Genomic DNA, 24,509 nt, shown 5'->3' with positions numbered 1-24,509 from the left:
CTGACGAACCTTTCTTTCCATGCATGCAATCAGCCAGATTCGACTAACATTCAATCAGGATCGCCCTGATTTACACGACGACGATTCCGCAGGCATTGCTGTTCAGGAGGCAAAGCCTGCTCTACAGGCGCCGCCGATGTACAAGGTGGTTTTGTTCAACGATGACTACACACCGATGGATTTCGTCGTCGAAGTGCTCGAGGTGTTTTTTAACCTGAATCGCGAGCTGGCGACCAAGGTCATGCTGGCCGTCCATACAGAAGGGCGGGCAGTATGTGGAGTGTTTACCCGCGACATCGCGGAGACCAAGGCCATGCAGGTCAACCAGTACGCCAGGGAAAGCCAGCATCCGCTACTCTGTGAAATCGAGAAGGACGGTTAATCGCCGACCACTTGGGTATGAGGTGAAGCTATGTTAAACCGCGAGCTCGAAGTCACCCTCAATCTTGCCTTCAAGGAAGCCCGTTCGAAACGTCATGAGTTCATGACCGTCGAACACCTCCTGCTGGCCCTATTGGACAATGAGGCTGCCGCCACCGTTTTGCGTGCGTGCGGCGCAAACCTCGACAAACTCAAGCATGACCTGCAGGAGTTCATCGACTCCACCACGCCATTGATCCCCGTGCATGACGAGGATCGCGAAACCCAGCCAACCCTGGGCTTCCAGCGTGTCCTGCAACGTGCTGTGTTTCACGTACAGAGCTCGGGCAAACGCGAAGTGACTGGTGCCAACGTGCTGGTCGCGATCTTCAGTGAGCAAGAGAGTCAGGCGGTGTTCCTGCTGAAACAGCAGAGCGTTGCCCGCATAGATGTCGTCAACTACATCGCCCACGGCATTTCCAAGGTGCCGGGGCATGGCGATCACTCTGAAGGTGAGCAAGATATGCAGGACGACGAGGGCGGTGAGTCTTCTTCCTCGGGCAATCCCCTGGATGCTTATGCCAGCAACCTCAACGAACTCGCGCGCCAGGGTCGCATCGATCCGTTGGTGGGGCGTGAGCTGGAAGTCGAGCGTGTCGCACAGATCCTGGCGCGCCGCCGCAAAAACAACCCGCTGCTGGTGGGCGAGGCGGGCGTGGGTAAAACCGCGATTGCCGAAGGCCTGGCCAAGCGCATTGTCGACAACCAGGTGCCGGACCTGCTGGCCAACAGCGTGGTTTACTCCCTCGACCTGGGGGCCTTGCTGGCCGGTACCAAATACCGTGGCGATTTCGAGAAGCGCTTCAAGGCGTTGCTCAATGAGCTGAAGAAACGGCCGCAGGCGATCCTGTTCATCGACGAGATCCACACCATCATTGGTGCGGGTGCTGCGTCCGGTGGCGTCATGGATGCCTCGAACCTGCTCAAGCCGCTGCTGTCCTCGGGTGATATCCGTTGCATCGGATCGACCACCTTCCAGGAATTCCGCGGCATCTTCGAGAAGGACCGTGCCTTGGCCCGGCGTTTCCAGAAGGTCGATGTGTCGGAGCCTTCGGTGGAAGACACCATTGGCATTCTGCGCGGCCTGAAGGGGCGTTTCGAAAGCCATCACAATATCGAATACAGCGATGAAGCCCTGCGCGCAGCTGCCGAACTGGCTTCGCGTTACATCAACGATCGTCACATGCCGGACAAGGCGATCGATGTGATCGACGAAGCGGGTGCCTACCAGCGCCTGCAGCCGGTCGAGATGCGGGTTAAACGCATCGAAGTGCCTCAGGTCGAAGACATCGTCGCGAAAATCGCGCGGATTCCACCAAAACACGTCACCAGCTCCGACAAGGAGCTGCTGCGTAATCTCGAGCGTGACCTGAAGTTGACCGTGTTTGGTCAGGATGCCGCGATCGACTCGCTGGCAACCGCGATCAAGTTGTCCCGTGCCGGCCTCAAGTCCCCTGACAAGCCTGTCGGTTCGTTCCTGTTCGCAGGACCTACCGGTGTCGGTAAAACCGAAGCGGCGCGTCAGTTGGCCAAGGCGCTGGGTGTCGAGCTGATTCGCTTCGACATGTCCGAGTACATGGAGCGCCACACCGTATCGCGTCTGATCGGTGCGCCTCCGGGCTATGTCGGGTTCGATCAGGGCGGTCTGCTGACCGAAGCCATCACCAAGCAACCACACTGCGTGCTGTTGCTCGATGAAATCGAGAAAGCGCATCCGGAAGTCTTCAACCTGCTGCTGCAGGTCATGGACCACGGTACCTTGACCGATAACAACGGGCGCAAGGCGGATTTCCGTAACGTGATCGTCATCATGACGACCAACGCCGGTGCCGAGACAGCGGCTCGTGCTTCGATCGGTTTCACCTTCCAGGACCACTCGTCCGATGCGATGGAAGTGATCAAGAAGAGCTTCACGCCGGAATTCCGCAACCGTCTGGACACCATCATCCAGTTTGGTCGCCTCAGCCATGAGGTCATCAAGAGCGTGGTGGACAAGTTCCTTACCGAGCTTCAGGCGCAGCTGGAAGACAAGCGAGTGTTGCTGGAGGTCACCGATGCGGCCCGCAGCTGGCTGGCCGAAGGTGGCTACGATGCAGCGATGGGTGCTCGCCCAATGGCTCGCCTGATCCAGGACAAGATCAAGCGTCCACTGGCGGAGGAGATTCTCTTTGGCGAACTGGCCGAACATGGCGGTGTGGTGCACATCGACATCAAGGATGGCGAGCTGACCTTCGAGTTCGAGACCACGGCCGAGATGGCCTGACGTTTGGAAGCAATGCAAAAAGGCGCCGAAAGGCGCCTTTTTGTTGTCTGCAAAATGCACATCAAAACCTGTGGGAGCGAGCTTGCTCGCGATAGCGGTGCATCAGCTTGCAGCAATGTTGGATCAACTGACGCCATCGCGAGCAAGCTCGCTCCCACAGGGTTTTGTGTTGTGGTCGCTAAATCCCAGACAAACAAAAACGCCCGGCATAAGCCGGGCGTCTTGTATTGACCAGATTAGCGGGCGCGGTAAGTGATGCGCCCTTTGCTCAAGTCATAGGGAGTCAGCTCTACGCGCACTTTGTCGCCGGTAAGAATACGGATGTAGTTCTTGCGCATCTTGCCGGAGATGTGCGCGGTTACGACGTGCCCATTTTCCAACTCCACACGAAACATGGTGTTGGGCAGGGTGTCGACGACAGTGCCTTCCATTTCGAAGCTGTCTTCTTTCGACATGCAGTAAAGCCCTCGGTGTCCAATGAATGGCCCGGTGCAACTGCGCCAGGCAAAAGCGGCGTGCATTGTGCCCGAAAAGTGGGGTTTAAGCCAAGGGGTTTAGGGCCGGCTCTAGTTTAGAACCACCCAGCGCTGATTAATCAGCAACTCAATGGGGCGATATTGAGTCTTGTAATTCATTTTTTTGCAGTTTTTGATCCAGTAGCCGAGGTAGACCGCTTCCAGCCCCAGCCGCCGGGCCTCGGCGATTTGCCACAGGATTGCATAGCGCCCAAGGCTGCGACGCTCTTCGGCTGGTTCGTAGAAGGTGTAGACCGCCGAAAGACCGTTCGGCAGTAAATCGGTGACGGCGACGGCCAGCAGCTGGCCATTCAGGCGGAACTCATAAAACCGTGAAAACGGCAGGTCCCGCACCAGGAAGGTCGAAAACTGGTCGCGACTTGGCGGATACATGTCGCCATCGGCGTGACGCTGTTCGATGTAGCGCTGGTAAAGCTCGAAGTACTCTTCGTTGAAGCAGGGCTTGGCCGGACGCACCTGCAAGTCCGCGTTGCGCTTGAAGATGCGTTTCTGTTGCCGGTTGGGCGTGAACGGCCCCACGGGAATGCGCGCCGGAACGCAGGCATTGCAATTCTGGCAATGCGGCCGGTAGAGATGATCGCCACTGCGACGAAACCCCATCTCCGACAGGTCTGCATAGACATGCACATCCATGGGCTGGCTAGGGTCGAGGAACAGGGTTGTGGCCTGCTCATCGGGCAGATAACTGCAAGAGTGCGGCTGAGTGGCATAGAACTTCAAACGCGCCAACTCGGTCATGATCAACCCTCGGGATAATGCTTTTGAATAAGTGTAAGCCACACGGGAGAAAGTCGCTCAGCAAACCCAGGTGGCGGTGTTGGGTTGGTCCAGGTGCCTGACCAGATAGCTCGCAAATTCGCGGCGGGGTATCGCTCGGGCGCCCAGGCTGTGCAGGTGATCGGTGGGCATCTGGCAATCGATCAGTACAAAACCCGAGTCTTTCAGATGCCGGACCAGGGTGGCAAAGCCGAATTTCGAGGCGTTGTCAGCGCGGCTGAACATGGACTCGCCAAAAAATAACTGCCCCATCGCCAGACCATACAGACCGCCGACCAGTTCGTCCCCGTCCCACACTTCCACCGAGTGCGCGTGACCCCGCCTGTGCAGCTCGATGTAGGCCTCTTGCATCGCTTCGGTGATCCAGGTGCCGTCGGCGTAATCCCGGGGAGCCGCACAAGCGCGAATGACGGCGGCGAAGTCCTGGTCAAAGGTCACTTGATAGCGTTTCTGGCGCAGCAGTTTGTTCAGGCTGCGCGAGACGTGCAATTCGTCGGGAAACAGAACCGTGCGCGGGTCCGGCGACCACCAGAGAATCGGCTGGCCTTCGGAAAACCATGGGAAGCAGCCATGGCGATAAGCCGAGATCAGCCGATCGGCGGACAGGTCGCCACCGGCAGCCAGCAGCCCGTTGGGGTCGCGCATGGCCTTTTCCAGCGGTGGGAAATGCAAGGTGTTGCGTTGTAACCAAGTCAGCATGGCATCCGGGCTTGCAGAAGGGGAGGGCAGTGGCGGGCATTGGCCCGCCATAAAGTTTGCCTTCAAACGGCAGGAATGTCGTCGAGGTATTTTTCGGCGTCCAGCGCGGCCATGCAACCGGCCCCGGCAGACGTAACGGCCTGGCGATAAACATGATCGGCCACATCGCCGGCGGCAAACACGCCTGCAATCGCCGTGGCGGTAGCATCGCCTTCGCTGCCGCCCTTGACCAGCAGATAGCCGTCGCGCATTTCCAGTTGCCCAATGAACAGGTCGGTGTTGGGTTTGTGGCCGATGGCGATAAACACCCCGGCCAGCGGCAGCTCAGTGGTTTCACCCGTTTGGCTGTCCCGCAGGCGGGCACCGGTCACGCCACTGGCATCGCCGAGCACTTCGTCCAGGTTCTGGTTCCAATGCAGCCGGATATTGCCGTTGGCGGCTTTTTCGAAGAGTTTGTCCTGGAGAATTTTCTCCGAGCGCAGTTTGTCGCGTCGATGGATCAGGTGCACTTCCCTGGCGATGTTCGACAGGTATAACGCTTCCTCTACCGCCGTATTGCCACCGCCGACCACGGCGACCACCTGGTTGCGATAGAAGAACCCGTCACAGGTCGCACACGCCGACACCCCTTTGCCGGCAAAGGCTTCCTCCGACGGCAGGCCCAGGTATTGCGCGGAGGCGCCGGTGGCAATGATCAGGGCGTCGCAGGTGTAGGTGCCGCCATCGCCGATCAGCTCGAATGGCCGTTGTTGCAACTTGGCGGTATGGATGTGGTCGTAAACGATCTCGGTGGCAAAGCGCTCGGCGTGTTTTTGCATGCGCTCCATCAGCACGGGGCCGGTCAGGCCTTCGACGTCGCCTGGCCAGTTATCGACTTCGACGGTGGTGGTGAGCTGGCCACCTGCCTGTATGCCGGTAATGACAACGGGCTTGAGGTTGGCGCGGGCGGCATAAACGGCTGCGCTGTAACCGGCAGGGCCGGAGCCCAGGATGATCAAGCGGGAATGCTTCGCTTCGCTCATAAAAACACCTCATAAGCCTTTGTCACAAAAGACAATGCATGCTCAAATTGAATAGCATGTCATGTGCTGTTGACTATGCTACACCCAAGGGTCTCAAGCATGGCGTCGTGCGTACAAACCCGTACAATGCCCTGCGTGTTACATATATTCAGTGCGCACCGTGTTTATAAAAACCGGGACGCAGTGTTAAAAGTAGTCCCGGTTACGTGTGTTAACTTTTTTACCTGCCTGGATTGGGCAGTTTTTTAGACATTCAACAGATGGACGCGCCATTGGCGCAGGAAAAGTAGCGTTTTGAAGAAATCCACCGCAGCACCTAAACCAGCCGTCGTTCCGCTCTGGCGCCAGCACTTGCACTACCGACTCAAGGAAGGTGCGCTGATCGCCATCGGTGCCCTGTGCCTGTTCCTGATGATGGCCTTGCTGACCTATGGCAAGGATGATCCGGGCTGGAGCCATAACAGCAAGATCGACGACGTGCAGAATTTCGGCGGGCCCGCGGGCTCCTACAGCGCCGATATCCTGTTCATGGTGCTGGGTTACTTCGCCTACATCTTCCCGTTGCTGCTGGCGGTCAAGGCGTACCAGATCTTCCGCCAGCGTCACGAACCGTGGCAGTGGAGCGGCTGGCTGTTCTCCTGGCGCCTGATCGGCCTGGTGTTCCTGGTGCTGTCGGGGGCCGCGCTGGCCCATATCCATTTCCATGCCGCGACCGGTCTGCCGGCCGGTGCGGGCGGTGCGCTGGGGGAAAGCCTCGGCGAGCTGGCGAGGAACGCCCTGAATATCCAGGGCAGTACGCTGCTGTTCATCGCGTTGTTCCTGTTTGGCCTGACGGTGTTTACCGACCTGTCGTGGTTCAAGGTGATGGACATCACCGGCAAGATCACCCTCGACCTGTTCGAACTGTTCCAGGGCGCGGCCAATCGCTGGTGGGCGGCCCGTACCGAGCGCAAACAACTGGTCGCCCAGTTGCGTGAAGTCGATGACCGCATGGATGAAGTGGTTGCGCCGACCGTCACCGACAAGCGCGAGCAGGCCAAGGTCAAGGAGCGGTTGATCGAGCGTGAGCAGGCCCTGAGCAAGCACATGTCCGAGCGCGAGAAGCAGGTGCCGCCGGTGATTGCACCCGCGCCGCCAAAACCGGCCGCGCCGAGCAAACGCGTCGAAAAAGAGAAACAGGCGCCACTGTTCGTCGACAGCGCCGTGGAAGGCACCTTGCCGCCGATCTCGATTCTCGATCCCGCGGAAAAGAAACAGCTCAATTACTCGCCCGAATCCCTGGCGGCGGTCGGCCACCTGCTGGAAATCAAGCTCAAGGAGTTCGGCGTCGAAGTGAACGTGGACTCGATCCACCCGGGCCCGGTGATTACCCGTTACGAAATCCAGCCCGCCGCCGGCGTCAAGGTCAGCCGCATCGCCAACCTGGCCAAGGACCTGGCCCGTTCCCTGGCCGTGACCAGCGTGCGCGTGGTGGAAGTGATTCCGGGCAAGACCACGGTCGGTATCGAGATTCCCAACGAAGACCGGCAGATCGTGCGTTTCTCCGAGGTGTTGTCGACCCCCGAGTACGACAACTTCAAATCCCCGGTCACCCTGGCCCTGGGCCACGACATCGGCGGCAAGCCGGTCATCACCGACCTGGCGAAGATGCCACACCTGCTGGTGGCCGGTACCACCGGTTCCGGTAAGTCGGTGGGCGTGAACGCGATGATCCTGTCGATCCTGTTCAAGTCCGGCCCGGAAGACGCCAAGCTGATCATGATCGACCCGAAAATGTTGGAACTGTCGATCTACGAGGGCATTCCGCATCTGCTGTGCCCGGTGGTCACCGACATGAAGGACGCCGCCAACGCCCTGCGCTGGAGCGTTGCCGAGATGGAGCGACGCTACAAGCTGATGGCCAAGATGGGCGTGCGCAACCTGTCGGGCTTCAACGCCAAGGTCAAGGAAGCCCAGGACGCTGGCGAGCCGTTGAGCGATCCGCTGTACAAGCGCGAAAGCATCCACGACGAAGCGCCGCTCCTGCAAAAGCTGCCGACCATTGTGGTGGTGGTCGACGAATTCGCCGACATGATGATGATCGTCGGCAAGAAGGTTGAAGAGCTGATCGCGCGTATCGCCCAGAAGGCGCGTGCGGCCGGCATCCACTTGATCCTTGCGACCCAGCGTCCGTCGGTGGATGTGATCACCGGTCTGATCAAGGCCAACATTCCGACGCGCATGGCGTTCCAGGTGTCGAGCAAGATCGACTCGCGGACCATCATCGACCAGGGCGGCGCCGAACAACTGCTGGGCCACGGTGACATGCTGTACATGCCGCCGGGCACCAGTCTGCCGATTCGTGTCCACGGTGCCTTCGTGTCCGACGATGAGGTTCACCGCGTGGTGGAGGCCTGGAAGCTGCGGGGCGCGCCGGAATACAACGACGACATCCTCAATGGCGTCGAAGAGGCGGGCAGCGGCTTCGAAGGCAGCAGCGGGGGCGGCGACGGTGATGATCCCGAGGCCGACGCGCTGTACGACGAAGCGGTCCAGTTCGTGCTGGAAAGCCGTCGCGCCTCCATTTCCGCGGTTCAGCGCAAGCTCAAGATCGGCTACAACCGCGCCGCGCGCATGATCGAAGCCATGGAAATGGCCGGGGTCGTGACGTCCATGAACACCAACGGTTCGCGTGAAGTCCTGGCCCCGGGCCCGGTGCGCGACTGACCCGAATATGAAAGGGTGGCGCCCTTTGGCGCCGCTCGCACTCCCACGAATGTTATGAGGACTCCCATGCGTCTGATCCGCATGCTGTTGCTGCCGGTACTGGCTTTGACCACGCTCCAGGCTAACGCCGATGACAAGGATGTGGCACGCCTGACCCAACTGCTGGAAAAATCCCAGACCCTGACTGCGCGTTTCTCGCAACTGACCCTTGATGGCACCGGCACCCAGTTGCAGGAAACCGCCGGCGACATGTCCCTGCAGCGTCCGGGCCTGTTCTACTGGCACACCGATGCACCGGCCGAACAGACCATGGTGTCCGATGGCAAGAAGGTCACCCTGTGGGACCCGGACCTGGAACAGGCCACCATCAAGAACCTCGACCAGCGCCTGACCCAGACGCCGGCCTTGCTGCTGTCCGGTGACGTGTCCAAGATCAGCCAGAGCTTCGACATCAGCGCCAAGGAAGCCGGCGGCGTGATCGACTTCACTCTGAAACCGAAGACCAAGGACACCCTGTTCGACAGCCTGCGCCTGTCGTTCCGCAATGGTCTGGTCAACGACATGCAACTGATCGACAGTGTCGGCCAGCGCACCAATATCCTGTTCACCGGGGTGAAGGCCAACGAGCCAATCCCGGCGTCCAAGTTCAAGTTCGACATCCCTAAAGGGGCGGACGTGATCCAGGAATAACCACGCAGCCTGTGGGAACGGGCTTGTGTGGCGAGGGGGCTTGCCCCCGTTGGGTCGCGAAGCGGCCCCAAAACCTGCTATTGCGTTGTATCAGGCACACCGCATGCAGAGTTTTTACGACTGCTTCGCAGCCGAACGGGGCGGTGCGGCGATCCGACAAGCCCCCTCGCCACAGAATTTTTGCCAGGCATGAAAGCTACGTAACAAGACGAGGTTTTAAACGTACGTGATGGACCTGTTTCGCAGCACCCCCATCGCCCAGCCCCTGGCTGCTCGCCTGCGCGCGGCCAACCTGGACGAGTACGTCGGTCAGGAACACGTGCTCGCTCGCGGCAAGCCCTTGCGCGAAGCGCTGGAGCAGGGTGCCCTGCATTCGATGATTTTCTGGGGCCCACCGGGTGTGGGCAAAACCACCCTGGCGCGATTGCTCGCGGAAGTCTCGGACGCACACTTCGAAACGGTCTCGGCGGTGCTGGCCGGGGTCAAGGAGATCCGTCAGGCGGTGGAAATCGCCAAGCAGCAGGCCGCGCAGTACGGTCGCCGCACCATTCTGTTCGTCGACGAAGTGCATCGTTTCAACAAGTCCCAACAGGACGCGTTCCTGCCTTATGTCGAAGACGGCACGCTGATTTTCATCGGCGCGACCACGGAAAACCCTTCGTTCGAACTCAACAACGCCTTGCTGTCCCGCGCCCGCGTCTACGTGCTGAAAAGCCTCGACGAAGCGGCCCTGCGCAAACTGGTGCAGCGCGCGCTGACCGAAGAGCGGGGCCTGGGCAAGCGCAACCTGACCCTCAGCGATGAAGGCTTCCAGATGCTGCTGTCGGCCGCGGACGGCGATGGTCGACGCCTGCTCAACCTGCTGGAAAACGCCTCGGACCTGGCCGAAGACAACAGCGAGATCGGCACCGAACTCCTGCAAAGCCTGCTCGGCGACACCCGTCGACGCTTCGACAAGGGTGGCGAAGCGTTCTACGACCAGATATCCGCGCTGCACAAATCGGTGCGCGGCTCCAACCCCGACGGCGCGCTGTACTGGTTCGCGCGCATGATCGACGGCGGTTGCGATCCGCTGTACCTGGCACGGCGTGTGGTGCGCATGGCCAGCGAAGACATCGGCAACGCCGATCCGCGCGCCCTGAGCCTGTGCCTGGCGGCGTGGGAAGTGCAGGAGCGCCTCGGCAGCCCCGAAGGTGAACTGGCGGTGGCCCAGGCCATCACCTATCTGGCCTGCGCGCCGAAAAGCAACGCGGTGTACATGGGCTTCAAGACTGCATTGCGCGCGGCCGCCGAACACGGCTCGCTGGAGGTGCCGCTGCACCTGCGCAACGCGCCGACCAAGTTGATGAAGCAGTTGGGCTATGGCGACGAATACCGCTATGCCCACGACGAACCGGATGCTTACGCTGCCGGGGAAGACTATTTCCCCGAAGAACTCGACCCGATTCCGTTCTATCAGCCCGTGCCCCGTGGCCTGGAGTTGAAGATCGGCGAAAAACTCAACCACCTGGCAAAACTCGACCGTTTAAGCCCCCGGCAGCGGAGAAAATAGTGCTTCCCTTGATCGTTGCGGTTTCCGTCGGCGGGATGGCCGGCACGCTGTTGCGCTTTGCCACGGGTAACTGGATCAACGCGAATTGGCCGCGGCACTTCTATACCGCGACGCTGGCCGTTAATATCGTGGGCTGTTTGCTGATCGGCGTTCTATACGGTCTGTTTTTGATACGCCCGGAAGTGCCCATCGAGGTGCGCGCCGGGTTGATGGTCGGCTTCCTCGGGGGGCTGACGACTTTTTCATCCTTTTCACTGGATACGGTGCGCCTGCTGGAAAGCGGGCAAGTGCCGCTGGCCCTGGGTTATGCGGCACTCAGCGTATTCGGCGGGCTGCTTGCCACCTGGGCCGGCCTGTCCTTGACCAAACTTTGATAAACGAGAAACCGACATGCTCGATTCCAAACTGTTACGTAGCAACCTTCAGGACGTAGCGGACCGCCTGGCATCCCGTGGCTTTGTGCTGGATGTTGCGCGCATCGAAGCGCTGGAAGAACAGCGCAAGACCGTCCAGACCCGCACCGAAGCACTGCAGGCTGACCGTAACGCGCGTTCCAAATCCATCGGTCAGGCCAAGCAGCGCGGCGAAGACATCGCGCCGCTGATGGCAGACGTCGAGCGCATGGCGGGTGAATTGAGCGCCGGTAAAGTCGAACTGGACGCGATCCAGACCGAACTGGACTCGATCCTGCTGGGCATTCCCAACTTGCCGCACGAATCCGTGCCGGTTGGCGAAGACGAAGAGGGCAACGTCGAAGTGCGCCGTTGGGGCACGCCGACTACCTTCGATTTCCCGGTTCAGGACCACGTGGCCCTGGGCGAGAAGTTCGGCTGGCTGGACTTCGAAACCGCCGCGAAGCTGTCCGGCGCCCGTTTCGCCCTGCTGCGTGGCCCGATCGCCCGTCTGCATCGTGCCCTGGCGCAGTTCATGATCAACCTGCACGTCACCGAGCACGGCTACGAAGAGGCCTACACGCCTTACCTGGTCCAGGCCCCGGCGCTGCAAGGCACCGGCCAACTGCCGAAGTTCGAGGAAGACCTGTTCAAGATCGCTCGCGAAGGCGAGGCCGACCTGTACCTGATCCCGACCGCCGAAGTGTCGCTGACCAACATCGTCGCCGGCGAAATCGTCGATTCGAAACTGTTGCCGATCAAGTTCGTCGCTCACACCCCGTGCTTCCGCAGTGAAGCCGGCGCTTCGGGCCGCGACACCCGCGGCATGATCCGTCAGCACCAGTTCGACAAGGTTGAAATGGTGCAGATCGTCGAGCCGTCGAAATCGATGGAAGCGCTGGAAGGCCTGACCGCCAACGCCGAGAAAGTCCTGCAACTGCTGGAGCTGCCTTACCGCACCCTGGCGCTGTGCACCGGCGACATGGGTTTCAGCGCGGTCAAGACCTACGACCTGGAAGTGTGGATCCCGAGCCAGGACAAGTACCGCGAAATCTCGTCGTGCTCCAACTGTGGCGACTTCCAGGCCCGCCGCATGCAGGCGCGCTTCCGCAACCCGGAAACCGGCAAGCCGGAACTGGTACACACCCTGAACGGCTCCGGCCTGGCAGTGGGTCGCACCCTGGTGGCGGTGCTGGAGAACTATCAGCAGGCCGACGGTTCGATCCGTGTGCCGGAGGTTCTCAAGCCGTACATGGGTGGCCTTGAGGTCATCGGCTAAATGAAATATCTGCCGCTGTTTCACAACCTTCGCGGCAGTCGTGTGTTGGTCGTCGGCGGGGGGGAAATTGCCTTGCGCAAATCCCGCCTGCTGGCCGATGCCGGTGCGCAGCTGCGGGTGGTTGCACCTGAAATCGAAGCACAACTGCGCGAACTGGTTGCCGGCAGCGGTGGCGAGTGCCTGTTGCGTGGCTACGCCGAGGCGGATCTGGACGGTTGCGGGCTGATCATTGCCGCCACCGACGACGAAGCGCTGAATGCACAAGTCTCTGCCGATGCCCATCGGCGTTGCGTGCCGGTCAACGTGGTGGACGCGCCGGCCCTGTGCAGCGTGATCTTCCCGGCCATCGTCGACCGCTCGCCGCTGATCATTGCCGTGTCCAGCGGTGGCGATGCGCCAGTGCTGGCACGCTTGATCCGCGCCAAGATCGAAACCTGGATTCCTTCCACCTACGGTCAACTGGCCGGCCTGGCGGCGCGTTTTCGTCATCAGGTCAAAGGCCTGTTTCCGGATGTGCAGCAGCGTCGGGCGTTCTGGGAAGATGTTTTCCAGGGTCCGGTTGCCGATCGGCAACTGGCCGGGCAGGGTGCTGAAGCCGAGCGTTTGCTCCAGGCGAAAATCGATGGTGAAGCCCCTGTGGCGACCGGTGAGGTCTATCTGGTGGGCGCAGGGCCAGGTGATCCCGACCTGCTGACGTTCAAGGCACTGCGCCTGATGCAGCAAGCCGACGTGGTGCTGTACGACCGTCTGGTGGCTCCGGCGATTCTCGAACTGTGCCGTCGCGACGCCGAGCGGGTCTACGTCGGCAAGCGCCGTGCCGATCACGCGGTGCCGCAGGATCAGATCAACCAGCAATTGGTGGACCTGGCCAAGCAAGGCAAGCGTGTGGTGCGACTGAAGGGCGGCGATCCGTTCATCTTCGGTCGTGGCGGTGAGGAGATCGAAGAGCTGGCGGCCCATGGCATCCCGTTCCAGGTCGTGCCGGGGATCACGGCGGCCAGTGGTTGCGCGGCCTATGCCGGGATTCCGCTGACCCACCGCGATTACGCGCAGTCGGTACGCTTTGTCACCGGGCACCTGAAGGACGGCTCAACCGATTTGCCGTGGGCCGATCTGGTCGCGCCGGCACAGACGCTGGTGTTCTACATGGGCCTGGTGGGCTTGCCGATCATCTGCGAGCAGCTGATCAAGCACGGTCGCGGCGCTGATACCCCGGCGGCGTTGATCCAGCAGGGTACGACGGTCAATCAGCGAGTCTTCACCGGAACCCTGGCCGACTTGCCACGATTGGTGGCGGAGCATGAAGTGCATGCGCCGACGCTGGTGATCGTCGGTGAGGTGGTGCAACTGCGCGAGAAACTGGCGTGGTTCGAGGGGGCTCAGGGGCAGGTCTGAAGACCGAGTTGTTCCATTCGCGAGCAAGCCCGCTCCCACATTGGATTCGTGAACGACACAAATCCCCTGTGGGAGCGGGCTTGCCCGCGAAGAGGCCCTCACATCCACCGCAAAACTCAGCTCAGACTCAGGCCTTTCGCCAAACCCCTTTCCCACTCAACCGCTCCCGGTCATGAGCCAGGGTAAAGTCCTGCGCCGGCCCCTTGGGCACCACACCCGTCGGGTTGATAGTGTGATGGCTGGCATAGTAGTGATTCTTGATGTGCTCAAAATCCACCGTCTCGGCAATCCCCGGCCACTGATAAATCTCCTGCAGCCAGTTCGACAGGTTCGGATAATCCGCAATCCGCCGCAGGTTGCACTTGAAGTGCCCGTAGTACACCGCATCGAAGCGAATCAGCGTGGTGAACAGGCGGATGTCCGCTTCGGTCAGGTATTCGCCTGCCAGATAGCGGTTGGCGCCCAGCAGCAGCTCCAGGCGGTCCAGTTCGGCAAACACCTCGTCGAAGGCTTGTTCATAAGCCTGTTGCGACGTGGCAAACCCGGCGCGGTACACGCCATTGTTCACCGCTGGATAAATCCGCTCGTTCAACGCATCGATCTCACCGCGCAGCGGCGCTGGGTAGAAGTCCAGGTCGTTTCCGGTCAGATCGTCGAAGGCACTATTGAACATGCGGATGATTTCCGATGATTCATTGTTGACGATGCATTTGTGCTGTTTGTCCCACAGCACCGGCACGGTGACGCGGCCGGTGTAGTCAGCGGTATCGGCGGTGTAGCGCTGGTGCATGAAGTCGAAGTGATCGAGCTTGTCGCCGGTGGAGCCGAGGGCTTTGTCGAAGGTCCAGCCGTTTTCCAGCATCAGCCAACTGACCACCGAAACGTCGATCAGGCTTTCGAGGCCTTTGAGTTTGCGCAGGATCAGGGTGCGATGGGCCCACGGGCAGGCCAGGGACACGTACAGGTGATAGCGACCGGGTTCTGCGGCAAAACCGCCGACGCCGGTCGGTCCCGGCTTGCCGTCTGCGGTCAGCCAGTGCCGACGTTGCGCCTGTTCACGCTGGAACGCGCCATCCTTGCTGCTTTCGTACCACTTGTCCTGCCAGCGGCCATCGACTAACAAACCCATGTTCAAGACTCCAGAAGCCAATATTCGTTGGAGTCGAGTCTATTCCCATGGGTTCGAACAAAAAGCGCAAAGATCGGGCGCGAATGATCGGTTAAATCGATTTGTTGCGCGCGGCCCAGTATTGTTCGGCGGTTTCAAAGGCCTGTTCGCGGCTCTGGCCGAGTCCACGCAGGGCCAGGGCCATGGTCGAGATCAGGGCCATTTGCGGGTAGCTGTCGACCACGTCGCCACGCCACACCGCTTTCAGGTGCTCGGGATCGAGCGAGGCGGGTTTGACGTGACGCTGCGCCGACAACTGCGGCCATTCCTCGTCCCAACTCTCGCCGCCAGTGGTGCCGTACAGATGGCTGTCGGCGTCCGGGTTGATCTCGATCTCGCCGCCATCGCCCTTGATCACAATCGCGGTATCGCCAAGCAAGCCGCTGGCATCGCGATGCACGGCCTGATAGCCGGGGTGGAAAATGCTCTGCAGGCCGCAACGCGCACCCAGCGGATTGAGAATCCGCGCCAGCGAGTGGATCGGCGAGCGCAGACCGAGGGTGTTGCGCAGGTCGATCATCCGTTGCAGCTGCGGTGCCCAGTCCACCAGTGGCATGAAGGCCAGGCCGTCGTTATCCAGCGCCGAGCCGACCTGTTGCCAGTTGCGGCACAGCGGGATGTTCAATTCACCCAGCAGTTGCTCGCTGTACAGGCGACCGGCGGTGTGGGCGCCGCCGCCATGCATGAAAATCCGCACGCCGTTTTGCGCCAGGCACTTGGCTGCCAACAGGTACCACGGCAAGTGCCGCTTCTTGCCGGCGTAGGTCGGCCAGTCCAGGTCCACCGCCAGCGCCGGAGGGTTCAGGCGTTCGCGCAAGGCTTCGGTGAACCCGGCCATTTCCTCGGCGCTTTCTTCCTTGTGCCGCAACAGCATCAGGAATGCGCCGAGCTGGGTTTCCTCGATCTTTTCATCGAGCACCATGCCCATGGCTTCGCGGGCTTCGGCCCGGGTCAGGTCACGGGCGCCGCGCTTGCCTTTGCCAAGGATCCGCACGAATTGGGCGAACGGGTGCTCGGCGGGTGTTTCGAGGGTCAGTGCTGGATAATCGGTCATAAGCAATTCGTCGGTTTGGGCAGGCCCGCCAGCTTCGCGGCGAGTTTGGCGGGGGTGCCTTTGAACAGTCGGTTCAGGTGCAGGCTGTTGCCTTTGTCCGGGCCGAGTTTCAATGCGGTGTACTTGATCAATGGGCGGGTGGCCGGTGACAGCTGGAACTCGGCGTAGAAACTGCGCAGCAGGTCGAGGACTTCCCAGTGTTCGGGCGTCAGCTCGATGTCTTCGGCAGCGGCCAGGGCACTGGCCACATCGGCAGACCAGTCATTCAGTTCGACCAGGAAACCGTCCTTGTCCAGCTCGATGGCGCGAGCGCCGACCGTCAATGCATTCATAGCCAACTGTTGACCTTGTCATAGTGAATCGACAGTTCGACGAAGGCCGGGTAATCGATCGCCTGGGCCCAGTCCGGAACCACCAGCGCGCGGGCCTGGGCATCTTCGGCCAGGACGAACAGCTTCAGGCCACGGGTGCTGAGTGCCGTGAACGGCGCGGTGCCTGGCTGCAACGCATAGGCGGCATCGCCGGACAGCAGCAAGCCGTCGTTGGCACCGATCACGCGCAGGCAACTGGTCAGGCGTTCGTCACCGAACGGGGAGTGAGACAATACATGCAAAGTCGACATCAGAGGGTGATCACCTGGTCGTAACGGTCAATGAGGGCGGTGATTTCGTCGGCGGCCAACACCCGGGCTTCTTCCAGCGCCAGGCCGCTCGGGTCGAGGCCGCGCCGGCTGATGCTGTCGCCACAGGCAAACAGTTCCTCGACACCGAACAGCGGCAGGGCTTGCAGGTTGGCGCTCAGGTCTTTCTGTTGCAAGGTCCTGGCGTTCTGGCTGGCGGCCAGCTGGAACACGCCGTCATCGAGAAACAACAGGCCAATCGGCAGATCGAAGGCGCCGCCGGCCAGCACGATATCCAGCGCTTCCCGCGCGCCCGGGCCGGACCATGGCGACTGGCGGCTGATGATCAATATGGATTTGGCCACGTCATGCGCCTCCGAAACAGATCAGGCGGTCGGCATCCTGCGCCGCGTCATGCAATTGGCCGAGGCCGGACAATTCCCACGGCTCACCGACGGCAACGGCCTCGCGCTGATAGCGCCGGGCCTCTTCCTCATTCAAGACACCACGACGCAGGGCGGCGGCGATGCACACCACGCCATCGAGTTGATGGTCGCTGACAAAGGTGCGCCATTGCTTGGGCAAGTCCGCTTCATCCTGGGGCGTGACCACGCTGGCGGACGCGTTGTAGACGCCGTCCTGATAGAAAAACAGCCGGACGATCTCATGCCCGCCGGCCAGCGCCGCTTGGGCGAACAGCAGGGCGCGGCGCGAGGAGGGCGCGTGGGCGGCGGAAAACACGGCGATGGCGAACTTCATGACAGACTCGATCAGCGAAACTGCGGCCATGATAATGCTTTATCGGCGGGGCGGCCAAAGTGATGTTGTCTGTACGGGCCTCTTCGCGGGCAAGCCCGCTTCCACAAGGGATTTGTGGTCATGCCGTAATCTCTGGCATTGCACAGATCACTGTGGGAGCGGGCTTGCCCGCGAAGAGGCCCGCACAGACAACACAAGACTCAGCGCGGCATGTACCCCAACTGCCAGCGCCGCGGGATCTTCAACGACAATACCCCGAGCGCGGCAGCCAGCAGGCCACTGGCAAACAACGCCTTGAGCCCCAGGTGATGTTCCAGCACGGCACCGAGTACCGCGCCGGCGAACATGCCGGTCCAGGGAATCAGCTGCACGCGCCAGCCGTTGCGGCGCTCGCCGAGCATATAGCGGCCCAGTCCGCGGCCGAAACGCGACAGGGCGCCGGTGACGTAAGTCAGGCCCACCGGCAGGCCGTTCACTTCTTCAACCGCAGCGTTGAGCATGCCCATTGCAATGATCGCCGCCAGCAGGGCCGGCAGTTGCGCTTCATAAGGCCAGGCTGCGGCGGCGCACAGCAGGGTGGCGATGGACAACAGCAGCGGCAGGGCCCGACGGCGACCCAGGCGGCTGACGATAATGCCCAGCGCGTTGCCGACGATGAAGGTCGCGATGAGTATCACCAGGCGCAAGGTCAAGCCAAGGTCGCCAGCGCTGATGGCGACAGCCATCCGGGTGGTATTGCCACTCATGAACGAGACGAAGTCGCCGCTGGCCATGAAGCCGATGGCGTCGGTCATGCCGGCGAGTACCGAGAGCATGGCCACCAGGCTCAGGCCTATGCGCCCGCGCCATTTCTGCGTGTGCAAGTGACCGGGGCTGGCGTGGGTCCTGGCGGTGTTGGGCAGCATTGGCGACGGCATCCTTGAACAGGCTTAGGGTTTTATCCCATTCAACTCGCAATACTCCAGCCAGTCCATACCGGCCATTTCCGCGACTTCCCGGTGCACTTCCAGGCGCTGCGCTTCGTAGTCTTCGGCCGTAGCAGCCGTCAGTTGCAGCGTCAGCTCCCAGGCGAACAATCCTTGCCGTTCTGCCTCGGCTTCGAAGGCTTCGTGCAAGCGCTCGTCGCGGTACTGCGCCGGGGTTTCGCCTTTGGCCTGGGCCTGCAACGGGTTGAGGTTGTCGAGGTCGTAGCGCAACTCGGGGCGTTCGTCGAGAAACCGCTTCAGTGCCTGTTCATGTTGCTGCTCGGTTGCCGCCATGGTTGCTCCTTGAGAACGGATTACGAGGATTGCTGCTTGCTGGCCTTGGCCGCTGCCGCCAGGCATTCGAGGGCAAACTGCTCGGTGTAGGTCATCTGGATCGGCGTGGTTTCGCCTTTGACGGTTCTTTCGCCGTCGAGGATGTAGCGAATCCGCTTGTCGGTGACGCCGATTCGCTTGGCGATCCAGGACGGCGTCTGCCCGATCTGGCTGATCAGCTTGTCGGCATATTCAGTGCTCGGTTTGTAGAACTCGGCATTAGGTGTCATCGGATTTCCAGTCAGGGGTGCGATGGGGCGTTATTGGCGCGACAGGGTGCGCGAATCGATGTGCGCTGTCGCGGTATAAATGCAGTAAAGCAGAACGATACGGGCTGCCGGGGTGATAAAGTCCGCTTTTTCCCGATGAGTGAATGCAATGCGAATTCTGATGGTGGCGCTGGCCGTGACGTTGCTGGCCGGATGCGCCAGCTCGGCGATGAACGACGCCCGCGCCAGGGCCCCGTACAAGACCCTGAACTCGGATAAACCGGGAAAGGACGTCGCCCAGTGCGTGCAGTTTTCCTGGCAGGACGAGGCCGTGTTCGGCGTGGATGCCGCCGCCTATCTGGAGCTTGGCGAGAAGGGTGTCACGACCGTTTATACCCGTTCGGCGGAGTCCTTCGTCGACGTGACCACCGATGCGTCGGGCACGGTGCTGAGCTTCTACGCACAGAAGGATGATTTCGTGGCCAAGCGCCGCTTGGCGGCGTTGGCGACTTGCCTGTAGGCAAATCAGGATCAAAAGATCGCAGCCTGCGGCAGCTCCTACAGAGGGCGCGAAACCTGTAGGAGCTGCCGCAGGCTGCGATCTTTTAGCTCAGGCGCTTCTGGAAGAAGAAGTGCTTGTGCCCCGGCGGGTAATCGGCAATGTGCCCGATCTCGCTGTAGCCGCATTTCTTGTAGAACTCCGGCGCCTGGAATTCGAAGGTTTCCAGCCACAGGCCGACGCATTCCTTTTCGCGCGCAAGGTCTTCGGCCATCTGCATCAACCTGGTGCCCATGCCTTGTCCCCGGGCCTGTTCCGGCACCGCCAGCAAGTCTATGAACAACCACTGATAAAACAACCGGGCGTAAACGCCGCCGACGATTTCGTCGTTGTCGTCGCGTATCAGCAATGCGATATGTTCCGGTGGCGGGCTTGCAGACTTCGAGGCGTTGTAGGCGCGCAACGGCACGAGGATCGCCTCGCGCTCTTCGGTGCTGGGGTTGTGCTTGCGTTCGATACGCAGGTTCATGGCTATATCCATATGGCAGTGAAGCCGCAGCCTATCCCGGTTGCAGCGATTGTTCCATCCCGGGAAAAGTTGAACCGTCGCCAATGCACAGCTGTCATTCCTTAAGACGCGTCACTCCTGACGCCGCTGATGAGGACAACGCCCCGTGAACATTTTTGAAGCCTTGCGCGAAAGCCACGAACGCCAACGGACCTATGCCAAGGCGCTGATCCATACCAGCGGCGATACGCCTGAGCGGGTCGAGGCGTACAAGCAACTCAAGTCAGAATTGCAGGCTCACGCGACGGCCGAAGAGCGGCATTTCTACATTCCGCTGATGAAGTTCGACAACGGCGTCGACCTCAGCCGGCATGGCATCGCCGAACACCACGAAATGGACGAAATGATGGAGGCGCTCGATGACACCGAAATGTCCAGCCCCGCCTGGCTGGTGACCGCGAAGAAGCTCTCGGAGAAGGTCCATCACCACCTCGAGGAAGAAGAGCAGAAGTTCTTCCAGATGGCCGGCAAGCTGCTCGACGACAAACAGAAAGAGTCGTTGGCCGGGCAATACGAGAAGGAGTACAAGGCGCAGCTTGCTTGAGGAGGCAGGTTTTCACCTAACATGTGCACTCTCTGACAAATAACAGGACGCGTTGTCATGTCGAACACAGCCGAGCGGGTCAACATCCTCGAGTCCCAGGTGTTGTCCCACGACTGGTACCTGCTGAAGAAAATCACCTTCGATTACCAACGCAACAACGGCGAGTGGCAACGCCAGGTGCGAGAGGTCTACGACCGTGGCAACGGTGCGGCGATTCTGTTGTACAACCGCGAAAAGAAAACCGTGGTACTGACCCGCCAGTTTCGCCTGCCGGTGTTCGTCAACGGTCACGACGGGCTGTTGATCGAGGTGGCGGCGGGACTGCTGGAAGGCGCGGCGCCTGAAGACCGCATCCGCGATGAAGCGGAGGAGGAGACGGGTTACCGCGTGCACCATGTGCAGAAGGTGTTCGAGGCGTACATGAGCCCCGGTTCGGTGACGGAAAAACTGCACTTCTTCATTGCCGAATACGACGCCAGGTCGAAAGTCAGCGACGGTGGCGGGCTTGAGTCGGAAACCGAAGAGCTGGAAGTGCTGGAGTGGGCGTTCGACGACGCACTCGAAGCGTTCTACCGTGGCGAGATCTGCGACGCCAAGACCATCATGCTGTTGCAGTATGCGGCGATGAAAAACCTCTTCAATCAACCCTGATCTCCCCGTAGGAGCTGCCGCAGGCTGCGATCTTTTGATCTTTTCAATGCAAGATCAACAGATCGCAGCCTGCGGCAGCTCCTACAAGGTCAAAAGCCCGGCAGGCGCGCGGTGCCGGGCGTTTGCCCGCCTTCAAGTGTGAGCAACAGCTCCTTCGCTTCCAGCCCACCGGCAAACCCGGTGAGCTTGCCCGACGCACCAATCACCCGGTGACACGGCGCCACGATCGAAATCGGGTTCTTGCCATTCGCCGCACCCACCGCCCTGACCGCCGCCGGGTTGCCGATCTGTTCGGCGATCTGGCTGTAGCTGCGGGTCTCGCCGAACGGGATGGTCAGCAGCGCCGCCCAGACCTTTTTCTGAAATTGCGTGCCGGCAAAGTCCAGTTCCAGTTCGAAGCGATCGCGGGTGCCGGAAAAATATTCGCGTAGCTGCGTGGCGGTGCGCACCAGGATCGGGTTGTCCGGCGCCTCGCTCATCGGGCCGAGGCGCACCCGCCCGGGTTTGTCGTTTTCCCAGAGGATGGCTGCCAGTCGCGAACCGTTCGCCACCAGCTTCAACTGGCCGACCGGGGAAGCCACGGTGATGCAGGTATAGGTCATGCCAGGGCTCGCAGGAAATTGCTGAACAAGCGTTAAGGATACTGCCTCGACGAGGAGGCGCAATACGTAATCCCGACCATACTTGCTCACTGCTTTTGAAGCGTTCCCCTGGTTAATAACAAGAAGAGACCGACTCATGAAGTACGAACCTTTTGCCAAATCGCTGATTGCGACCTCATTGGCTCTCAGCTGCCTGACTGCTCACGCCGCCTCCGTGGCCCCGGCGACGGGGGAAAACGGCATGGTGGTCACCGCCCAGCACCTGGCCAGCCATGTCGGCGTGGATGTGCTCAAGAACGGCGGCAACGCCGTCGACGCAGCGGTCGCGGTCGGCTATGCGCTGGCGGTGGTGTACCCCGCGGCAGGCAACCTCGGCGGCGGTGGTTTCATGACCATTCAGTTGGCGGACGGGCGCAAGACCTTCCTAGACTTCCGTGAAAAAGCGCCGCTGGCCGCCACCGCCAACATGTACCTGGACAAGGACGGCAACGTCGTTCCCGATCTGAGTACCCGTGGCCACCTGGCCGTGGGTGTGCCGGGCACCGTTTCGGGCATGGAGCTGGCGCTGTCCAAGTACGGCACCAAGCCGCGCAAGGAAATCATCGCCCCGGCCATCAAGCTGGCCGAAGACGGTTTCGTGCTGGAGCAAGGCGACGTCGATCTGCTGGACTACGCCACCGACATGTTCAAGAAGGACATGAAGGATTCCGGCTCGATCTTCCTCAGCAACGGCGAGCCGATGCAGGTCGGCCAGAAGCTGGTGCAAAAGGACCTGAGCAAGACCCTGCGGGAAATCTCCGAGAAAGGCGCCGACGGTTTCTATAAGGGCTGGGTGGCCGACGCCATCGTCACCTCCAGCCAGGCCAACAAGGGCATCATCACCCAGGCCGACCTCGACAAATACAAGACCCGCGAACTGGCGCCCATCGAGTGCGACTACCGTGGCTACCACGTGGTCTCGGCACCGCCACCGAGCTCCGGCGGCGTGGTGATCTGCGAGATCATGAACATTCTCGAAGGCTATCCGATGAAGGAACTGGGCTATCACTCGGCCCAGGGCATGCACTATCAGATCGAAGCGATGCGCCACGCCTATGTGGACCGCAACAGCTATCTGGGCGACCCGGATTTCGTGAAGAACCCGATTGCCCACCTGCTGGATAAAAACTATGCGACCAAGCTGCGCGAAGCGATCAAGCCACAAAAAGCCGCGGTGTCGAGTGAGCTCAAGCCCGGCGTAGCCCCCCATGAAGGCAGCAACACCACGCATTACTCCATCGTCGACAAATGGGGCAACGCGGTGTCGGTGACCTACACCCTCAACGACTGGTTCGGCGCGGGCGTGATGGCGAGCAAGACCGGGGTCATCCTCAACGATGAAATGGACGATTTCACCTCGAAAATCGGCGTGCCGAACATGTACGGCCTGGTGCAGGGCGAGGCCAACGCCATCGCACCCGGCAAGGCGCCGCTGTCGTCCATGAGCCCGACCATCGTCACCAAGGACGGCAAAGTGGTGATGGTGGTCGGCACCCCGGGTGGCAGCCGCATCATCACCGCGACCTTGCTGACCATGCTCAACGTGATCGACTACGGCATGAACATCCAGGAAGCGGTGGATGCACCGCGTTTCCACCAGCAGTGGCTGCCGGAGGAGACCAACCTGGAAGCCTTCACCACCAGCCCGGACACAGTGAAGATCCTCGAAAGCTGGGGGCACAAGTTTGCCGGTCCACAGGACGCCAACCACCTGGCGGCGATCCTGGTCGGCGCGCCGTCCCTGGGTGGCAAGCCAGTGGGCAAGAACCGTTTCTACGGGGCGAACGACCCACGGCGTAACACCGGGTTGTCGCTGGGTTACTGAGGGTTGTGTCCGGAGGGGGACGGGCTTATGTTCGTCCCCTGAACCATCGACCGTTCAAGGAAGGAAATCATGACCACTGCGTTGTTAATCATCGACGTCCAGCAGGCCTTGTGTTCCGGTGAGTACGAGTGCTTCGAGATCGGACGAGTCATCGATACCATCAACGACCTGTCTGCCCGGGCGCGCAAGGCCGGCGTGCCCGTGGTGCTGATCCAGCACGAAGAAGTGGGCAGCCCGCTGGCGCATGATGTTCCCGGCTGGCAACTGGCCGCAGGGCTGCAAACCTCGCCGAAGGATCATCGCGTGCGCAAGACCACCCCGGATTCGTTCTACAAGACCAACCTGCAAAAACTGTTGCCGGTGCAAGAATTCGAGCGCCTGGTCATCTGCGGCTTGCAAACCGATTACTGCATCAATGCCACCGTGCGCCAGGCCCTGACACTGGGCTACGACGTGGTGTTGGCGAACGACGCACATTCCACCGTCGACAACGGCAACCTGACGGCCAAAGACATCATCGCCGAACACAACAAGGACTTGGCAAAGCTGACCGGTTCCGTGACGCGGATCGATGTGGTCCCGGCCAAAGATATTCAACTCTAATCCACCACATTTCCCTGTGGGAGCGAGCTTGCTCGCGATGGCGTCATTACAGCCAGCATTGATGTTGGCTGACCCACCGCTATCGCGAGCAAGCTCGCTCCCACAGTAATCCCGGTTGCTGGCAGATTTTGCGTACACCCACCAACCCCTTTGGGAGCGAGCTTGCTCGCGATGGCGTCATTACAGCCAGCATTGATGTCAGCTGACCCACCGCTATCGCGAGCAAGCTCGCTCCCACAGTAATCCCGGTTGCTCGCAGATGTTGCGTACACCCACCACCCCCTGTGGGAGCGAGCTTGCTCGCGATGGCGTCATTACAGCCAGCATCGGTGTTGGCTGA

Annotated in this window: 28 protein-coding genes; 13 read left to right on the top strand and 15 right to left on the bottom strand. The window is 60.9% G+C overall.

Annotated features, from left to right (window positions below):
• Nucleotides 1–19: 19 nt before the first annotated feature.
• Together clpS and clpA are read left to right on the top strand one after the other, a co-directional pair.
• Nucleotides 20–382, top strand: a complete 363-nt coding sequence (gene clpS / locus KW841_RS18895; RefSeq protein WP_015094394.1) for an ATP-dependent Clp protease adapter ClpS — start codon at nt 20–22, stop codon at nt 380–382.
• Nucleotides 383–412: 30 nt separating this feature from the next.
• Complete coding sequence (gene clpA / locus KW841_RS18890; protein WP_007972069.1) at nt 413–2,683, top strand: ATP-dependent Clp protease ATP-binding subunit ClpA; 2,271 nt, start codon at nt 413–415, stop codon at nt 2,681–2,683.
• A 236-nt stretch (nt 2,684–2,919) separates the two neighbouring features.
• Here clpA and infA read toward each other — a convergent pair whose 3' ends face one another.
• The 4 genes from infA to trxB all read right to left on the bottom strand — a co-directional run bounded on the left by infA (nt 2,920) and on the right by trxB (nt 5,717).
• Nucleotides 2,920–3,138 carry a translation initiation factor IF-1 gene (infA, locus tag KW841_RS18885; RefSeq protein WP_002553999.1) on the bottom strand — a complete coding sequence of 73 codons (219 nt, stop codon included), beginning with the start codon at nt 3,136–3,138 and terminating at the stop codon, nt 2,920–2,922.
• A gap of 111 nt (nt 3,139–3,249) precedes the next feature.
• A complete protein-coding gene (locus KW841_RS18880; RefSeq protein WP_218479044.1) occupies nt 3,250–3,957 on the bottom strand; it encodes an arginyltransferase in 708 nt (235 codons plus the stop codon).
• A 57-nt stretch (nt 3,958–4,014) separates the two neighbouring features.
• Entirely contained in the window at nt 4,015–4,695 is a 681-nt protein-coding gene (gene aat / locus KW841_RS18875) for a leucyl/phenylalanyl-tRNA--protein transferase (protein ID WP_218479042.1), read from the bottom strand.
• A 62-nt stretch (nt 4,696–4,757) separates the two neighbouring features.
• Nucleotides 4,758–5,717 carry a thioredoxin-disulfide reductase gene (trxB, locus tag KW841_RS18870; protein WP_007972075.1) on the bottom strand — a complete coding sequence of 320 codons (960 nt, stop codon included), beginning with the start codon at nt 5,715–5,717 and terminating at the stop codon, nt 4,758–4,760.
• Between the two features lie 294 nt (nt 5,718–6,011).
• Between trxB and KW841_RS18865 the strand changes: the two genes are divergently transcribed.
• The 6 genes from KW841_RS18865 to cysG all read left to right on the top strand — a co-directional run bounded on the left by KW841_RS18865 (nt 6,012) and on the right by cysG (nt 13,731).
• Nucleotides 6,012–8,423, top strand: coding sequence for a DNA translocase FtsK (locus KW841_RS18865; protein WP_102699193.1), 2,412 nt, complete (start codon nt 6,012–6,014; stop codon nt 8,421–8,423).
• A 66-nt stretch (nt 8,424–8,489) separates the two neighbouring features.
• Nucleotides 8,490–9,113 (top strand): outer membrane lipoprotein chaperone LolA, encoded by a 624-nt coding sequence (gene lolA, locus KW841_RS18860; RefSeq protein ID WP_095966491.1) that lies wholly within the window; start codon nt 8,490–8,492, stop codon nt 9,111–9,113.
• 229 nt (nt 9,114–9,342) lie between these two features.
• The gene (locus tag KW841_RS18855; RefSeq protein ID WP_015094400.1) at nt 9,343–10,665 is read left to right on the top strand and encodes a replication-associated recombination protein A; all 1,323 of its coding nucleotides are present in this window, start codon (nt 9,343–9,345) and stop codon (nt 10,663–10,665) included.
• Nucleotides 10,665–11,039 carry a fluoride efflux transporter CrcB gene (crcB, locus tag KW841_RS18850; protein WP_008049383.1) on the top strand — a complete coding sequence of 125 codons (375 nt, stop codon included), beginning with the start codon at nt 10,665–10,667 and terminating at the stop codon, nt 11,037–11,039. Before KW841_RS18855 ends, crcB begins: the two co-directional genes overlap by 1 nt.
• 16 nt (nt 11,040–11,055) lie before the next feature.
• Nucleotides 11,056–12,336, top strand: a complete 1,281-nt coding sequence (gene serS, locus KW841_RS18845) for a serine--tRNA ligase (RefSeq protein ID WP_218479040.1) — start codon at nt 11,056–11,058, stop codon at nt 12,334–12,336.
• Nucleotides 12,337–13,731 (top strand): siroheme synthase CysG, encoded by a 1,395-nt coding sequence (gene cysG, locus KW841_RS18840; RefSeq protein WP_095966489.1) that lies wholly within the window; start codon nt 12,337–12,339, stop codon nt 13,729–13,731. It begins immediately after the preceding gene.
• A gap of 127 nt (nt 13,732–13,858) precedes the next feature.
• Here cysG and KW841_RS18835 read toward each other — a convergent pair whose 3' ends face one another.
• The 9 genes from KW841_RS18835 to KW841_RS18795 all read right to left on the bottom strand — a co-directional run bounded on the left by KW841_RS18835 (nt 13,859) and on the right by KW841_RS18795 (nt 18,859).
• The gene (locus tag KW841_RS18835) at nt 13,859–14,860 is read right to left on the bottom strand and encodes a glutathione S-transferase family protein (RefSeq protein WP_218479038.1); all 1,002 of its coding nucleotides are present in this window, start codon (nt 14,858–14,860) and stop codon (nt 13,859–13,861) included.
• 91 nt (nt 14,861–14,951) lie between these two features.
• On the bottom strand, nt 14,952–15,953 hold the full coding sequence (locus KW841_RS18830) for a glycosyl transferase family protein (protein WP_218479036.1): 1,002 nt from the start codon (nt 15,951–15,953) through the stop codon (nt 14,952–14,954).
• The gene (locus tag KW841_RS18825) at nt 15,950–16,285 is read right to left on the bottom strand and encodes a TusE/DsrC/DsvC family sulfur relay protein (RefSeq protein WP_218479034.1); all 336 of its coding nucleotides are present in this window, start codon (nt 16,283–16,285) and stop codon (nt 15,950–15,952) included. The genes KW841_RS18830 and KW841_RS18825 overlap by 4 nt, the downstream gene beginning before the upstream one ends.
• A complete protein-coding gene (tusB, locus tag KW841_RS18820; RefSeq protein WP_102673990.1) occupies nt 16,282–16,575 on the bottom strand; it encodes a sulfurtransferase complex subunit TusB in 294 nt (97 codons plus the stop codon). Before tusB ends, KW841_RS18825 begins: the two co-directional genes overlap by 4 nt.
• Nucleotides 16,575–16,937 (bottom strand): sulfurtransferase complex subunit TusC, encoded by a 363-nt coding sequence (tusC, locus tag KW841_RS18815; protein ID WP_218479031.1) that lies wholly within the window; start codon nt 16,935–16,937, stop codon nt 16,575–16,577. Before tusC ends, tusB begins: the two co-directional genes overlap by 1 nt.
• Nucleotide 16,938: 1 nt before the next feature.
• On the bottom strand, nt 16,939–17,331 hold the full coding sequence (gene tusD / locus KW841_RS18810) for a sulfurtransferase complex subunit TusD (RefSeq protein WP_218479029.1): 393 nt from the start codon (nt 17,329–17,331) through the stop codon (nt 16,939–16,941).
• 200 nt (nt 17,332–17,531) lie between these two features.
• Nucleotides 17,532–18,236, bottom strand: a complete 705-nt coding sequence (locus KW841_RS18805) for a YoaK family protein (protein WP_218479027.1) — start codon at nt 18,234–18,236, stop codon at nt 17,532–17,534.
• 24 nt (nt 18,237–18,260) lie between these two features.
• On the bottom strand, nt 18,261–18,590 hold the full coding sequence (locus tag KW841_RS18800) for a DUF6388 family protein (RefSeq protein WP_218479025.1): 330 nt from the start codon (nt 18,588–18,590) through the stop codon (nt 18,261–18,263).
• Between the two features lie 20 nt (nt 18,591–18,610).
• Nucleotides 18,611–18,859, bottom strand: a complete 249-nt coding sequence (locus KW841_RS18795; protein WP_095966482.1) for a hypothetical protein — start codon at nt 18,857–18,859, stop codon at nt 18,611–18,613.
• 148 nt (nt 18,860–19,007) lie between these two features.
• Here KW841_RS18795 and KW841_RS18790 point away from each other — a divergent pair, with 148 nt between their 5' ends.
• Nucleotides 19,008–19,358, top strand: a complete 351-nt coding sequence (locus tag KW841_RS18790) for a hypothetical protein (RefSeq protein ID WP_218479023.1) — start codon at nt 19,008–19,010, stop codon at nt 19,356–19,358.
• An 85-nt stretch (nt 19,359–19,443) separates the two neighbouring features.
• Here KW841_RS18790 and KW841_RS18785 read toward each other — a convergent pair whose 3' ends face one another.
• Nucleotides 19,444–19,866: a GNAT family N-acetyltransferase gene (locus KW841_RS18785; RefSeq protein ID WP_218479021.1), complete on the bottom strand. Its 423-nt coding sequence runs from the start codon at nt 19,864–19,866 to the stop codon at nt 19,444–19,446.
• Between the two features lie 145 nt (nt 19,867–20,011).
• On the opposite strand from KW841_RS18785, the gene KW841_RS18780 reads away from it, so the two are divergent.
• Both KW841_RS18780 and KW841_RS18775 read left to right on the top strand, forming a co-directional pair.
• The gene (locus tag KW841_RS18780; RefSeq protein WP_015094413.1) at nt 20,012–20,449 is read left to right on the top strand and encodes a hemerythrin domain-containing protein; all 438 of its coding nucleotides are present in this window, start codon (nt 20,012–20,014) and stop codon (nt 20,447–20,449) included.
• Nucleotides 20,450–20,506: 57 nt separating this feature from the next.
• Complete coding sequence (locus tag KW841_RS18775; protein WP_218479019.1) at nt 20,507–21,100, top strand: NUDIX domain-containing protein; 594 nt, start codon at nt 20,507–20,509, stop codon at nt 21,098–21,100.
• Between the two features lie 89 nt (nt 21,101–21,189).
• Here KW841_RS18775 and KW841_RS18770 read toward each other — a convergent pair whose 3' ends face one another.
• Nucleotides 21,190–21,702 carry a methylated-DNA--[protein]-cysteine S-methyltransferase gene (locus KW841_RS18770; protein WP_218479017.1) on the bottom strand — a complete coding sequence of 171 codons (513 nt, stop codon included), beginning with the start codon at nt 21,700–21,702 and terminating at the stop codon, nt 21,190–21,192.
• A gap of 136 nt (nt 21,703–21,838) precedes the next feature.
• On the opposite strand from KW841_RS18770, the gene ggt reads away from it, so the two are divergent.
• Nucleotides 21,839–23,566 (top strand): gamma-glutamyltransferase, encoded by a 1,728-nt coding sequence (gene ggt, locus KW841_RS18765; protein WP_095966479.1) that lies wholly within the window; start codon nt 21,839–21,841, stop codon nt 23,564–23,566.
• A 69-nt stretch (nt 23,567–23,635) separates the two neighbouring features.
• Nucleotides 23,636–24,169: a cysteine hydrolase family protein gene (locus KW841_RS18760; protein WP_218479015.1), complete on the top strand. Its 534-nt coding sequence runs from the start codon at nt 23,636–23,638 to the stop codon at nt 24,167–24,169.
• Nucleotides 24,170–24,509: the final 340 nt, after the last annotated feature.

The organism is Pseudomonas sp. PDM28, assembly GCF_019219115.1.
GTDB classification, from domain to species: Bacteria; Pseudomonadota; Gammaproteobacteria; order Pseudomonadales; family Pseudomonadaceae; genus Aquipseudomonas; species Aquipseudomonas laurylsulfatiphila.
This window is presented reverse-complemented; position numbering and strand designations above follow the sequence as displayed.

What these genes read in the sequence shown, in the direction of transcription:
- clpS (WP_015094394.1), top strand. Translation starts at nt 20, where the DNA reads ATGCATGCAATCAGCCAGATTCGACTAACATTCAATCAGGATCGCCCT.
- clpA (WP_007972069.1), top strand. Translation starts at nt 413, where the DNA reads ATGTTAAACCGCGAGCTCGAAGTCACCCTCAATCTTGCCTTCAAGGAA.
- infA (WP_002553999.1), bottom strand. Translation starts at nt 3,138, where the DNA reads ATGTCGAAAGAAGACAGCTTCGAAATGGAAGGCACTGTCGTCGACACC.
- KW841_RS18880 (WP_218479044.1), bottom strand. Translation starts at nt 3,957, where the DNA reads ATGACCGAGTTGGCGCGTTTGAAGTTCTATGCCACTCAGCCGCACTCT.
- aat (WP_218479042.1), bottom strand. Translation starts at nt 4,695, where the DNA reads ATGCTGACTTGGTTACAACGCAACACCTTGCATTTCCCACCGCTGGAA.
- trxB (WP_007972075.1), bottom strand. Translation starts at nt 5,717, where the DNA reads ATGAGCGAAGCGAAGCATTCCCGCTTGATCATCCTGGGCTCCGGCCCT.
- lolA (WP_095966491.1), top strand. Translation starts at nt 8,490, where the DNA reads ATGCGTCTGATCCGCATGCTGTTGCTGCCGGTACTGGCTTTGACCACG.
- KW841_RS18855 (WP_015094400.1), top strand. Translation starts at nt 9,343, where the DNA reads ATGGACCTGTTTCGCAGCACCCCCATCGCCCAGCCCCTGGCTGCTCGC.
- serS (WP_218479040.1), top strand. Translation starts at nt 11,056, where the DNA reads ATGCTCGATTCCAAACTGTTACGTAGCAACCTTCAGGACGTAGCGGAC.
- cysG (WP_095966489.1), top strand. Translation starts at nt 12,337, where the DNA reads ATGAAATATCTGCCGCTGTTTCACAACCTTCGCGGCAGTCGTGTGTTG.
- KW841_RS18835 (WP_218479038.1), bottom strand. Translation starts at nt 14,860, where the DNA reads ATGGGTTTGTTAGTCGATGGCCGCTGGCAGGACAAGTGGTACGAAAGC.
- KW841_RS18830 (WP_218479036.1), bottom strand. Translation starts at nt 15,953, where the DNA reads ATGACCGATTATCCAGCACTGACCCTCGAAACACCCGCCGAGCACCCG.
- KW841_RS18825 (WP_218479034.1), bottom strand. Translation starts at nt 16,285, where the DNA reads ATGAATGCATTGACGGTCGGCGCTCGCGCCATCGAGCTGGACAAGGAC.
- tusB (WP_102673990.1), bottom strand. Translation starts at nt 16,575, where the DNA reads ATGTCGACTTTGCATGTATTGTCTCACTCCCCGTTCGGTGACGAACGC.
- tusD (WP_218479029.1), bottom strand. Translation starts at nt 17,331, where the DNA reads ATGAAGTTCGCCATCGCCGTGTTTTCCGCCGCCCACGCGCCCTCCTCG.
- KW841_RS18805 (WP_218479027.1), bottom strand. Translation starts at nt 18,236, where the DNA reads ATGCTGCCCAACACCGCCAGGACCCACGCCAGCCCCGGTCACTTGCAC.
- KW841_RS18800 (WP_218479025.1), bottom strand. Translation starts at nt 18,590, where the DNA reads ATGGCGGCAACCGAGCAGCAACATGAACAGGCACTGAAGCGGTTTCTC.
- KW841_RS18795 (WP_095966482.1), bottom strand. Translation starts at nt 18,859, where the DNA reads ATGACACCTAATGCCGAGTTCTACAAACCGAGCACTGAATATGCCGAC.
- KW841_RS18790 (WP_218479023.1), top strand. Translation starts at nt 19,008, where the DNA reads ATGCGAATTCTGATGGTGGCGCTGGCCGTGACGTTGCTGGCCGGATGC.
- KW841_RS18785 (WP_218479021.1), bottom strand. Translation starts at nt 19,866, where the DNA reads ATGAACCTGCGTATCGAACGCAAGCACAACCCCAGCACCGAAGAGCGC.
- KW841_RS18775 (WP_218479019.1), top strand. Translation starts at nt 20,507, where the DNA reads ATGTCGAACACAGCCGAGCGGGTCAACATCCTCGAGTCCCAGGTGTTG.
- KW841_RS18770 (WP_218479017.1), bottom strand. Translation starts at nt 21,702, where the DNA reads ATGACCTATACCTGCATCACCGTGGCTTCCCCGGTCGGCCAGTTGAAG.
- ggt (WP_095966479.1), top strand. Translation starts at nt 21,839, where the DNA reads ATGAAGTACGAACCTTTTGCCAAATCGCTGATTGCGACCTCATTGGCT.
- KW841_RS18760 (WP_218479015.1), top strand. Translation starts at nt 23,636, where the DNA reads ATGACCACTGCGTTGTTAATCATCGACGTCCAGCAGGCCTTGTGTTCC.